Origin of the sequence: Micromonospora sicca, from assembly GCF_003172935.1 — a bacterium.
Taxonomy (GTDB): Bacteria; Actinomycetota; Actinomycetes; order Mycobacteriales; family Micromonosporaceae; genus Micromonospora; species Micromonospora sicca.
This window is the reverse complement of the sequence record NZ_QGKS01000047.1, coordinates 1-11,654: the sequence shown is the minus strand read 5'-3', so window position 1 is coordinate 11,654 and position 11,654 is coordinate 1. Positions and strand designations below refer to the sequence as shown.

12 protein-coding genes and 2 pseudogenes are annotated in these 11,654 nt (G+C 67.6%); 6 read left to right on the top strand and 8 right to left on the bottom strand.

Annotated elements, in window-relative coordinates; all coding sequences use genetic code 11:
- Positions 1–202: 202 nt before the first annotated feature.
- Both DKT69_RS00360 and DKT69_RS00355 read left to right on the top strand, forming a co-directional pair.
- Positions 203–2,368, top strand: a complete 2,166-nt coding sequence (locus tag DKT69_RS00360) for an amylo-alpha-1,6-glucosidase (protein WP_236647225.1) — start codon at positions 203–205, stop codon at positions 2,366–2,368.
- Between the two features lie 127 nt (positions 2,369–2,495).
- Positions 2,496–2,759 (top strand): annotated as a pseudogene (locus DKT69_RS00355) (helix-turn-helix domain-containing protein); the annotation flags it as partial.
- Here the strand turns inward: DKT69_RS00355 and DKT69_RS00350 are convergent.
- Both DKT69_RS00350 and DKT69_RS00345 read right to left on the bottom strand, forming a co-directional pair.
- A pseudogene (locus DKT69_RS00350) lies at positions 2,745–2,987 on the bottom strand (IS1634 family transposase); the annotation flags it as partial. The pseudogenes DKT69_RS00355 and DKT69_RS00350 overlap by 15 nt on opposite strands.
- Positions 2,988–3,095: 108 nt before the next feature.
- Entirely contained in the window at positions 3,096–3,986 is an 891-nt protein-coding gene (locus DKT69_RS00345; RefSeq protein ID WP_109799610.1) for an SDR family oxidoreductase, read from the bottom strand.
- Positions 3,987–4,108: 122 nt separating this feature from the next.
- Here DKT69_RS00345 and DKT69_RS00340 point away from each other — a divergent pair, with 122 nt between their 5' ends.
- Together DKT69_RS00340 and DKT69_RS00335 are read left to right on the top strand one after the other, a co-directional pair.
- A complete protein-coding gene (locus DKT69_RS00340; RefSeq protein WP_109799609.1) occupies positions 4,109–4,675 on the top strand; it encodes a TetR family transcriptional regulator in 567 nt (188 codons plus the stop codon).
- A 945-nt stretch (positions 4,676–5,620) separates the two neighbouring features.
- Complete coding sequence (locus tag DKT69_RS00335; protein WP_109799607.1) at positions 5,621–6,166, top strand: gamma carbonic anhydrase family protein; 546 nt, start codon at positions 5,621–5,623, stop codon at positions 6,164–6,166.
- 139 nt (positions 6,167–6,305) lie between these two features.
- Here DKT69_RS00335 and DKT69_RS00330 read toward each other — a convergent pair whose 3' ends face one another.
- Positions 6,306–7,085: an SDR family NAD(P)-dependent oxidoreductase gene (locus DKT69_RS00330; RefSeq protein WP_109799606.1), complete on the bottom strand. Its 780-nt coding sequence runs from the start codon at positions 7,083–7,085 to the stop codon at positions 6,306–6,308.
- Between the two features lie 259 nt (positions 7,086–7,344).
- Between DKT69_RS00330 and DKT69_RS00325 the strand changes: the two genes are divergently transcribed.
- Complete coding sequence (locus DKT69_RS00325) at positions 7,345–8,580, top strand: IS110 family RNA-guided transposase (RefSeq protein ID WP_109799605.1); 1,236 nt, start codon at positions 7,345–7,347, stop codon at positions 8,578–8,580.
- Between the two features lie 144 nt (positions 8,581–8,724).
- Here the strand turns inward: DKT69_RS00325 and DKT69_RS00320 are convergent, their stop codons facing one another.
- The 5 genes from DKT69_RS00320 to DKT69_RS00310 form a co-directional block, all read right to left on the bottom strand.
- A complete protein-coding gene (locus tag DKT69_RS00320) occupies positions 8,725–9,264 on the bottom strand; it encodes a nuclear transport factor 2 family protein (protein ID WP_236647224.1) in 540 nt (179 codons plus the stop codon).
- Between the two features lie 17 nt (positions 9,265–9,281).
- Positions 9,282–10,025, bottom strand: a complete 744-nt coding sequence (locus DKT69_RS40525; RefSeq protein ID WP_201749410.1) for an NAD(P)-dependent oxidoreductase — start codon at positions 10,023–10,025, stop codon at positions 9,282–9,284.
- Positions 9,917–10,162 carry an NAD(P)-binding domain-containing protein gene (locus DKT69_RS40915; protein ID WP_368666209.1) on the bottom strand — a complete coding sequence of 82 codons (246 nt, stop codon included), beginning with the start codon at positions 10,160–10,162 and terminating at the stop codon, positions 9,917–9,919. The genes DKT69_RS40525 and DKT69_RS40915 overlap by 109 nt, the downstream gene beginning before the upstream one ends.
- 5 nt (positions 10,163–10,167) lie before the next feature.
- On the bottom strand, positions 10,168–10,332 hold the full coding sequence (locus DKT69_RS38060; protein WP_161557737.1) for a hypothetical protein: 165 nt from the start codon (positions 10,330–10,332) through the stop codon (positions 10,168–10,170).
- 234 nt (positions 10,333–10,566) lie between these two features.
- Positions 10,567–11,043, bottom strand: coding sequence for a hypothetical protein (locus DKT69_RS00310; protein ID WP_109799603.1), 477 nt, complete (start codon positions 11,041–11,043; stop codon positions 10,567–10,569).
- Positions 11,044–11,449: 406 nt separating this feature from the next.
- On the opposite strand from DKT69_RS00310, the gene DKT69_RS39340 reads away from it, so the two are divergent.
- A partial coding sequence (locus tag DKT69_RS39340) for a transposase (protein WP_236647226.1) occupies positions 11,450–11,654 on the top strand: 205 nt, incomplete at its 3' end.

Sequence of the window (11,654 nt, the reverse complement as noted above, 5' to 3'; positions counted from 1 at the left end):
ACTTCGCCGCGGTCCGCTCCTACCTGTCCACCGCCGCCAAGCACGGCCTGGACGCACTCGACGTGCTCAAACAGCTGTTCACCACCGGACCGTGGATGCCCCCAGCTCACTCAAGCTGAATACGTACGGTGCGGGGTCGCCGGGTATACGTCGTATCAGCCATTCGGGTTTGACCGTCTTATTCAGGACTTGAGGGTGTGCCGTGACGACGACAGGTCGCAGACCGACCCCAGCCGAGCCGATGCCTGGAGACATGCCTGAGCGGCGCGTCGAGGATGAAGTGCTGCGGGAGCTGCCGCCCGAGCTGGGTCCGAACACGGTGGCGATTGTCGAGGGCAATGCGTTCATGTTCTCCGAGGCCACTGGGGATGTGCCACGTGGTTCGATCGGTGGGCTGGTGTTCGCTGACACCCGGTTTCTCGACTGTTGGCGGCTGACGTTGAACGGTTCCCCGTTGCTGGTACTCGATTCGGCTCCGGTGGAGGCGTATGCCGCCGCGTTCTTCCTGACAAACCCTGATCTGCCGGGGCTGCGCGGGAACAGTGTGGGGGTGCGTCGAGAGCGTCTCGTCGGTCAGGGAATGCAGGAGAGTGTCATTCTGCAGTGCTTCTCGAACAAGCCGGCGTCTGTACAGCTTCGGTTGGAGGTGGGCGCGGATTTCGCGGACATCCTTGAGATCAAGGAGACGGTCACGGACCGGTCGGAGAAGATAGTTCGGCGGCACGCTCCGGATGGCTCACTGCTTGCCTTCGATTATCAGAATGGGTCATTCTCGGCGACGGCGGAGGTGCGGGTTGAACCGGCGGCTGACCGGGTGGAAGGTGATGACCTGGTATGGGATATCCAGCTGCAGCCCGGTGAGCAGTGGGGCTGCGAGCTGACTATCCCGTGTTTCCATGGCCCAGTGCCCGACACGTATCTCACGGCTCGTGAGTTCCAGCGGGTCTTCGACGGCAACAAGGATGATCCGGCAAACAGGTGGCGCGCCGCCGCGCCGACGCTCCAGGCGGACTCCCAGGTGCTGCGTGACGTCTTCGAGAGGTCCGTGGATGATCTGGTCGCGCTGCGAATCCAAACGCACCTTGACGGCCAGCGCTTGGACTTCCCGGCCGCAGGCCTGCCCTGGTTCCTCGGCATGTTCGGCCGGGACTCGCTGATCACCGCGTACCAGACGATCTGCTTCGGTCCACGCCTGACGCGGGGCGCCCTTCGCACTCTCGCTCGGCACCAGGGCGACGAGGTGGACGACTTCCGGGATGAGGAGCCAGGGAAGATCATTCACGAGGTCCGGACCGGCGAGCTGACACAGCTGGGCATCAAACCCTACGACCCCTACTACGGCACCGCTGACGCCACGCAACTGTGGCTCATCGTCTTGTCCGAGTACTGGCGGTGGACCCGGGACGACGAACTCGTGTGGGACTTGCGCGACAACGTCGACGCCGCACTGCGGTGGATCGACGAGTACGGTGACCGGGACGGCGACGGCTACGTGGAGTACGCGACCCGATCCCCGCAAGGCCTCGGCAACCAGTGCTGGCGTGACTCGTGGGACGGAGTGCAGTTCGCCGACGGCAGCATCCCCGTGCTGCCGATCGCGACCTGCGAAATCCAGGGCTACACCTACGACGCGAAGCTGCGGATTGCCGAACTCGCCGACGGCGGACCGCTCGACGACCCCGCGCTGGCACAGCGGCTACGTGTCGAGGCGAAGGAGCTCCGCACGCGCTTCAACCGGGACTTTTGGATCGAGGATCGGGGCGGTTACTACGCGATCGGACTGGACGGCGACAAGCGCAAGATCGACTCGATGACCTCGAACATGGGGCACCTGCTGTGGAGCGGCATCGTCCCGGAAGACCGGGCGAAGATCGTGGCCATGCAGCTGATGTCCGACGAGATGTTCTCCGGCTGGGGCGTACGCACCGTGTCGACCGTCGATCGCGGCTACAACCCGATCGGCTACCACATGGGCACCGTCTGGCCGCACGACAACTCCCTGATCGCCCACGGACTTGCCTGCTACGGATATCGCCAGGAGGCGAACCGCATCATCACGGCGATGCTCGACGCGGCGCGAGGTTCAAACTTCCGCCTGCCGGAAGCGTTCTCCGGCTACGACCGGTCCTTTAGCCGAACTCCCATACGCTACCCGACCGCCTGCGATCCTCAGGCATGGGCGAGTGGCGCTCCGCTGCTGTTCCTCCGCACCATGCTGGGCTTCGACGCACGTGACGGACAACTCGTCCTGGATCCCGCGTTGCCGGAAGGCTTCGGCCGGATCTTGTTGGCTGGCACGAACGCATTCGGCAAGCGCTGGGACATCGCAGTCAGCGATGGGGTGATGGACATTCGTCCCGCCCATTGAGCCCTTTTCATCGTGATGAAGGGCGGTTGACCAGGCGGGCGAGGCGGTGTGTCGCTGCTCCAGATAGGACAAAGCTCCCGGTAGGACAGCAGTCGACCAACAACGACCGCCCAGCACGGGAGCTTCGTTGCTGACCTATCCAGCCAGCATCCCGCTGTCCAGGCGCAACCTGACCCGTCTGAACGACCTGATCCACACCCGTCGCCGCACCCTCGACGCCGCTGGCGCCGGCTGCCCGCGCATCAGCAGGCGCTGATGGCCTTGGCCTACCTGCACAACGGCGACACCCTTACCCGCGGCCGGGTTCGGGGTATCGCTAACGACAGTGTGGCGGTACCTGCGGGAAGCCGTCGGTCTGCTCGCCGCCCACGCCAGGGGTGATCTCGGTGCGTTGGCGAAAGGAGCCGGCCGGGCCGGTGAAGGTGCCCAGGTGCAAACGCTGGAGTTCGTCGCGGATCTCGGGCCAGCGCTGCCCGGTCTTGGTCTCGGCGATGCGGATGAGTAGCAGCGCCAGCCAGCACAGCAGCACGTGGGCGCGGATGAGGTCCTCGACACGGTGGTAGACCGGCCGAAGGTCGATGATCTGTTTCACGTCGCGCCAGCCGCGCTCGACTTCGAGGTCCCGAACGGATGTATCACCAAAGCTCCCTGCGACGGCGAAGCCGCAGGGAGTTCACCGGTGGACCGTTGACGAGCAGGAGACGGAGCGCCGTACCGGCGCGGCCGATCATGCGGATGAGTTCTTGAAGTAGTGGCCTTGCTCGAGGTCCTCGATGAGCCCCGGCTGGACCGGCCGCCACCCGAGCAGTTCGCGGGTGAGCGCGCTGGAGGCCGGCTGGTCGACCGCGAGGAAGGCCCCGAGGAAACCGAGATCCTCGGCACGGAGGGAAGCCGTTGGCAGGTTCAGGTGGCGGCCGATCACCCCAGCGATGTCGCCGATCGGCACACCTTCGTCGGCGACCGCGTGCAGCGTCGATCCCGCCGGGGCCTTCTCCAGCGCCAGGCGGAACAGGTGCGCGGCATCGAGCCGGTGCACGGCGGGCCAGTGGTTGGACCCGTCGCCGACGTAGCCGGAGACGCCCTTGTCGCGGGCGATACCGACCAGCATCGCGATGAAGCCAGGATCTCCTTCGCCGTGCACCGACCGGGGCAGCCCCACGACGGACGAGCGGACGCCGCGTGCGGCCATGCCAAGAGCCGCCTTGGCGTTCGCGCCCCGGCCCGCCGCGAGTGAGCCGGGAGCGGGCTCGTCACGTTCGGTCGCCACGGCCCCAGGCAGTGCGGGGGTTCCGGAGGCGATGACGAGGGGCTTGCCGGAGCCCTCGAGTGCGGCGCCCATCGTCTCGATGGCGCACGCGTCGGCTTGTACCGAGGCCTCGAACTGGGTGAAGTCGTGGATGAACGCGAGGTGGATGATCCCGTCCGTGCTGGTGGCCCCGGCGCGCAGGGTGTCCAGGTCGTCCAGGTCGCCGCGGAGTACCTCGGCTCCCGAGGCGGCAATGGCGGCGGCCGAGGAGTCCGACCTGGCGAGCCCGAGGACCTGATGACCCGCGCCGATGAGCTGGGGCACGACGGCGGAGCCGATCCAACCGGACGCGCCGGTGACAAACACACGCATGAGAAGAACCTCCAGGTGATCGACGTCCTCGGCGCGGGACTCCCGTCGCGACATCCCATGTCAGTCGCTGTCATCAGCGTAGCACCCCATGTCAGCCACTGTCATCAAGTATGATCGGGAGTATGGGTCGATGGGAGCCAAACGCGCGCGGCCGGCTGGAGCAGGCCGCCCTGGAGCTCTACATCGAGCGCGGGTTCGAACAGACCACGGTGGCGGAGATCGCCAAGCAGGCGGGGCTCACCGAGCGAACGTTCTTCCGGCACTTCGCCGACAAGCGCGAGGTTCTGTTCGGAGGCACGGGCAGACTGCAGGAGCTCCTCGTAAGCACCATAGCCAGCGCGCCTGATTCCGCCGCGCCGATCGACGCGATAGCCGCGGCCTTCGAGGCCGCCGGCACCGTACTGCAGGAGCGTCGCGAAATCGTCCGACAGCGCCAGACCATCATCGCCGCGAACGCAGAACTCCAAGAACGCGAGCTGATCAAGCTCGCATCACTCGGCTCGGCGCTCGCCGACGCGTTGCACCGACGCGGCGTCACAGATCTAGCCGCGAGCCTGGCCGCCGAGGCAGGGATCGCCGTCTTCAGGATCGCGTTCGAACACTGGATCAACGACACCGGCCAGCCAGACTTGCCGCAACTCATCCGAGAGTCGCTCGACGAGCTCAAAGCCGTGACCGCGGGCAAATAACGGCAGGCGCAAACACTCCCGGGAAGCAACGAATCAGCTGGTTCTTCGACGTCGACCTGCAGCAAATGGGCGATCGCGGAATCGTCGTTGAGATCGACCACCAGGACAAAGAGCAACCGCTGCGGCTCATGCTCGTCGTCGGTAACCTGAGCAACGACTTAGTTGCGGCGTGACCGCCGCCGCCCGTGCCAGCGATGTCCTGCGCACGTCCTCTTCTGCCGCAGCCCGGGGTCACGGCCCGTGACGAAACGTGCGGTGGCACCCGTGCACGGTCGTGGCCGATGTGCGGACGCGGTGACGTTCAACGCCACCTCGGCCATTCCCGCCCACCGTGGCGTCGAACCGTTCTCTCGCCCGCCAGTGGGTATCCAGGGAAGGCGCAGGGATCGTTGGTGCTTCGAGGATGCTGCCCATCACCGGGCCATTGTGAACGTGCAACCCTCCGGCATGGCCGGGCAGGATCCGGATCTCGCGCATCTCGACGCGCTCAGCCTGGCGTACGCGGTCGAACCGGCATCCAGGATGACCGTCCGGGAAATCGGCTGGTCGACGATGGGGGCGGCGGCTCTGGTCAAGGTCTGCCTCCATCGTGGTTCATTGCCATGGTCATGGGCAACGGCAGGCGTGCACGGGCTCGTGCGCATTCGACGGCGATGTCTACGTCGGGGCGTCGACCATACTCACCATGGCCGGAGCGGTCGGCGCCACCGGGGCGATCCTCACTCTCGCAAACGCCGAGCCGGAGCGCTGCGTCGCGGCGTTCGCCGGCGACGGTGCCGCCCAGCGCCCTCTACCCGGCCCACGTCGCGGCGTCCCGGACCTTCCCCGCGGGAGGACCTGGCCTGGCACTTCCCCGGGGCCTCCGTCGAGGAGGCGGCCGAATCAGGGAACTGGTCGCCGACAGGTTCGGCGTGTCCCGTGCCGTCCGGATCGGGCGCTGAGCAGATGAGTGTGGTGGAGCCGATGCTGCTGCCCTTCGGGGGCACGGAGCCGGAGGTCGCCGAGGAGGCCTGGGTGGCGCCGGGTGCGACGGTCATCGGAGCGGTACGCCTCCTCCCCCGGTCGAGCGTCTGGTACACCGCCGTCCTGCGCGGCGACGGCGACACCATCACGATCGGCGCGGGCAGCAATATCCAGGACGGCTGCGTCGTCCACGCCGACCCGGGCTTCCCGGTCCGCATCGGGTCGGGCGTCTCGGTCGGGCACCGCGCGGTGCTACACGGCTGCACGGTCGAAGACGACGTCCTCATCGGCATGGGCGCCATCGTGCTCAATGGCGCAGTCATCGGCCGGGGCTCAATTGTCGCCGCCGGGGCGGTTGTCTTCGGTAATGTTGTCATCCCCCCGAACTCGCTCGTGGTCGGCGTACCCGCCAGAGTCATCCGGGAGCTCAATGCGGACGAGGTCGAGACCGTCCGGACCAACGCGCGCATCTATCTGGAGCGGGCGCCGCAGCATGCCCGGATCACCGCTTCGCAGCGGGTCGGGTGAGCGGCTGCCCGGATCGTTGGGACTTGATTGTGCGGCCCGGAGCTGGCAGGTCACTGCTTCGGCTGCCTGCTGGTCGTTGGGTGAGCCGCCAACAACTGTCGGCCCTGCGGCTGGCGCAGGGCCCACATCTGTCCTCGGTTCAGCCGGCCTGGTAGCGGGTGGCGAGTTCAGGGCTCTGTCCTCCGAATGCGGCGAGGTCGGCCTGGAAGACCGCGTCCAGGAGTCCGGCGTCCTCGACGCCCGGGGCGACGACGACCTCGCCCAGTTCCAGGCCGCGCAGGCTGGCCGTGACCACGTCGTCAGCGCTCATGCGGGGGACCACGCTCATGTCGAGACCTTGGCGCTCGTGGAACTCGGTGGCCACCACGCCGGGGCACACGACCTGAACCTTGACGCCCGTCCCCTCGAGCTCGGCGCTCAGCGTCTGGGACATCGCGACGAGGTGGGCCAGGGTGCCGGCGTAGACGGCACGACGGGGCATCACCGAGCTCGGTGCTGGACCGCTGAAGGCGATCATGCCGGCGACGTTGATGATGGTGCCTTCGCCTCGCTGCTGCATACCGGCGACCGCGGCGCGCGAAAGCATGGTCGGGGCGACGACCTTGACGTGCACGAGTTCCCTGGCTTTGTCGGCGGGAAGCTCCGCGAGCGGCATGTAGTGCGACACACCGGCGTTGTTCACCAGCATGGTCAGCGGCTCCGACGCGCACACATCGGCGATCGTGTCCACACCGGCGTCGGTGGACAGGTCTGCAGCCACTATCTGAACCTTGGCCTCGGGATGCGAGGCGGCGAACTCGTCCAAGCGGTCCTTTCGCCGACCGGCGATCACCAGGTCGTAGCCGTCGGCGGCCAGGCGTTCGGCGAAGGCCTTGCCGATGCCGGAGGTGGCGCCGGTGACGAGTGCGAGCTTGTTCATGGTCCTGTTCCTAATGAGTTCTGGGAGTAAGCCATCCGGCAGACTCCTGGTGGGTAGGTAGCCGCCGGCAGACGAGCACTCGCGTTTCCTGGACGTTGAGTCCTACTGAAAGATCGTGCCGCTGCCGGTCGGTGTGGAGAGTTGATCGCTGATGGGATGTCGTGCCCGCCCGGTTGCGGCGTGAGCACTGCTTCATTAGGTCGCTGATGGTTCTCCTCCTGGCTACCGAAGGTGATCGACTCGATAGGCGGGAGACGCGTTGCTGTTCGTGGGAGATGACTGGGCGGAGGACCACCACGACGTCGAGGTGATGGACGCCTCCGGCCGCCGGCTGGCCAAGGCCCGGCTGCCCGAGGGCGTCGCGGGTATCACGCGGCTGCACGCGATGATCGGCCAATGGCTCGGCGACGACGTCGAGGACACCGAGGACGTCGCCGCGCGGGTGAAGATCGGCATCGAGACCGATCGGGGGCCGTGGGTCCAGGCGCTGGTCGCCGCCGGGTACACGGTGTATGCGGTCAACCCGTTGCAGGCGGCCCGCTACCGGGAACGCCTGGCGCTGTCCGGGGCCAAGAGCGACGCGGCCGACGCCCACATGCTTGCCGACATGGTGCGCACCGACTCGCACCAGTTGCGCCCGGTTGCCGGTGACACCGCCGAGGCGGAGGCGGTCAAGGTGGTCACCCGGATGCACAAGACACTGGTCTGGGAACGCACCCGCGCCGGCCAGCGGCTGCGGCACGCGCTGCGGGAATACTTCCCCGCCGCGCTGGCCGCGTTCGAGGACCTCGACGCCGCCGACACCCTGGAACTGCTGGCCAAGGCCCCGGACCCGGCGAGCGGCGCCCGGTTGAGCCTGGCACAGATCAGCGCGGCCCTCAAACGTGCCCGCCGGCGCGACATCCCAGCCAAGGCGGCCGCGATCCAGGCCGCGCTGCGCGCCGAGCACCTCGGCCAGCCCGCCGTGGTCACCGCCGCGTACGCCGCGTCGGTGCGGGCACTGGCCGCGCTGCTGGTCACTCTCAACGAGCAGGTCAAGGCCCTGCAAGGGCAGGTGGAGGCCCATTTTGGCCGGCACCCGGACGCTGAGATCATCCTGTCCCAGCCCGGACTGGGTGCCGTCCTCGGCGCCCGGGTGCTCGCCGAGTTCGGTGACGACCACGCCCGCTACGTCTCGGCCAAGGCCCGCAAGAACTACGCCGCTACCAGCCCGATCACCCGCGCGTCCGGGAAGAAGAGGACCGTCGCGGCCCGGTTCGTGCACAACGACCGGCTCATCGACGCGCTGATGACCCAGGCGTTCTCCGCGTTGAAGGCCTCGCCGGGCGCCCGCGCCTACTACGACCGGCAACGCGCCCGCGGCGCCAGCTACAACGCCGCGCTGCGCCAGCTCGCCAACCGGCTCGTCGGCATCCTGCACGGATGCCTCAAAACCGGCACGCCCTACGACGAGGCGACCGCCTGGTCCCATCACCTCAACGAGACCGCTGCTTGACATTCAAGCTCCTGGGATGTCTTCCAGTTGTGCTCATGCCTGTTCGCCGTTGAGCCAGGCTCTCTCCGTTGCGTAATGCCGGGCAACGTCCTCTGGGCGGTCGTCACCGAGCAGATCGGGGCTCAGGGGTGCCCCCGCCGCGAACTACATCTCCGTGCCGCTGACCAGTCGCTGGAAGTACCACGCCAGGCACCGGTATGAGGCCCGGTAGCCGCTCAGGTCGGCAGGATCGATGTCGAGGCGGGTGGCCGGCATCGCGGGAGTGAGGGTGTCGCGTTCGTAGATTGAGGTGATTCGCGTGATGCGCCACGTGCCGTCGATGCGCCGTGCGCGGTACTGGGAGCGGCAGTAGGAGACGAGGTCCGCCGCGACTCCAGCGACAGTGATGGGGAACTCGATGCCGAGTGCAAGTTCGGCCCAGGACCGATCACCGTTCACCCTGACGGCCGGCGGGGACAGCCGGTGACGACCCCAAACCCCGTCAGCAGTGCGGAGCCGCGTCTGCCGGACGAAATCGTGAGCGCTGCCGGTGAACCAGCTCATATCAATGACGGCCTCGGGCGCGAAACACTCGGCCATCTCCTCCCACCAGCCGCGGTCGCGGCTCTGCCGCTCACCGAGCACCAGTTGGGACACGGCCTCGGTGTCCGCAGATGCCGCGGGCGTCCCGATCTCGGTCCACACTGTCTGCCGTGGAGTGTTCACCGGTTGAGCTGCCGAACAAGATCAGGCAGCCGGTTGGCTCCGGACAGGCCACGAGCGGTCGCCTCGGCCGCCTCGACTCCGGCGGCGGTCATTGCCTCCTCGAACAACTGCATGTCGAGTGCCTCGACACGCGACAGGTGCTCGACGGTGTCCGGGGTGACCATCGTGTTCAGCAGGGTCAGCGCGGCGCTGGTAGCGCTGCCGAGCTTGAGCCCTTCCACCAGGGTCCCCGGGTCGAGACCGGCCCGTAGCCCCAAGTCGACGACGTCGGCGATGGCGGCCTGGTTCATCATCAGCAAGGCATTGTTGAACAGCTTGGCCATCTGTCCCGCACCTGCCGGGCCAGCATGCACGACATGGGTGGCGAAGGACCGAAAGACCGGTTCACAACGCTGGGCGACGGCCTCCGCGCCCCCGACGAGGACCGTCAGCGTCCGAGCCTGCGCGCCAGGTCGACCCCCGCTGACAGGCGCGTCGAGCGCGTCAAGGCCCCTGTCAGCGCACAACTGCACCAGCCGGATCGCATTACGCGGGACGCCCGTGCCGTGGTTCACCACCACCGACCCGGGACGCATGCCGTCCAGCAAGTCGTGCGAGACGATCTGCAGCACGTCCTCGTCAGTGGGTACAGCTAACGCGACCATGTCACAGGCCGAGGCGAGGTCGGCAATGGTGGTGTGGTGTGACGCACATGCTCCGCTTCGCCCAGCGCATCCATGGACGCCGGGCGGCGCGCCCACACGTGCAACTCGTAGCCGCTTTCGACCAGTGCGATCGCCATCGGCAATCCCTGGTCGCCCAGGCCGATGAACCCAACCGTACGAACGACCCCGGTCGTCCCAGCGGCTTCAGCCGTCCCGGCACCTGTGCTCGTCATGTCGCTCACCCCGCGACCCGGTCGAACTCGACGGCGATGGGCAGCAGGGCAAACGCCGGGTCACGTCCCTCCGGGCGACTCCAGACCCACAGACCGGCCGGCTCTGCCGTGCCGTAACCACCGACGATTAGGCCCATGGTCGCGGTTCCCGCCAGGTTGTGCGCCGTCATAACTGGTCCTCCCACACAACTTGTCCGTCCCGCCACCGCCCGCGAAGCGGTGCCCGCGTTCCCCGCCGCTGCCGCACTAAACGGCGCCGAGCACATGACACGGGCCTCAGGCAACAGCCGCGGACTGATCCGACGCGCCGGCCACAGGCCCCATTGCCCTGACCAGCGCCGCAACGACAGACGACAGCGGCTATGCCGGATGATGCTGGCCGGCGATTCAGGCGGTATGGGGGTTTACTTCCGGGAGGCGAGTACCACGATGGCGAGGACCCAACCGACGAACAGTCCGTAGATCCCACCGCCGGCGGCCCAGCCGAAGGAGCCACGCAGGCTCGCGTCCACCTGGACGAACGCGGCAAGGAGGCCGGCGGACGCCGCGGCGAAAACGTAGGCTCCCCAGCTCGAGAAGAACAGCCGCGCGCTGCGCGGTGCCCCTGCCGCAACCATGAGGGACACGAAGACGCCAGTCAGCACCACGAGCAGGATTGCCTTGATGTCGTTGGCGAGGATGGTCCGCACCGAATCATCAGAGCTGAACGACCAGGTCGGCCACGCCAACTGCTTGAGAAAGAATCCCCACGCATCGTTCGAGGTGTGGTTCTTCGCCCAGTCTGTGTAGGCCGGGTTGCCGAATGCGATCACCAGGATCAGGGCGGCGAGTACCGCTGCGCCCGTCACGGTACGGACCCGCCCGGCTGCAGTGGTAGCCATACGGACAGTGTGAGGTGTGACCCCGGGCGAAGCAATCCACGAGGGTGAATTGTCACCAGGGACATCAACGGCCCCGCAGTGGATAGCAGTCGGCCGGCCGCAAATCACCGGCGGCCTGGCGATCCACACTGCCCCGGTGGGAGGAACGACTGGCCATTCGCGTTAGCCCCCGCGTCAACCAGTACGCCCTACCGACCTTGGCCCGTCCGGGGAGGCTGGTAGCCCTTTCGCCCACGGCGCCGGCGTTAGGGCTACGTCCTGCACGAACCGCCGCCGGCGACGTGCGTCATGGCCCGGTGCCGACAGACGTTGGAGAGCACCCGGAGGGTTCCGGCCCATCCCGGGTGATCACCAGCGGCTCCGAGCCCAGCTCGATGCTCAGGTAGGTGCCACCGTTGCCGATCACCTGCCGACCGGCCGGCCGCGGCACTACCCGTCCGACACCACCGACGCCGAATGGCGGATCCTGGCCCCGCACGTGCCCGCCGGAACCGGGCGTGGACGGCCGATCATCTACCCCCGCCGGGACGTCGTGGATGCGATCCGCTACCTCGACCGGACTGGCTGCCAGTGGGACGCGCTGCCCGCCGACTTCCCCCACCACAAGCTCG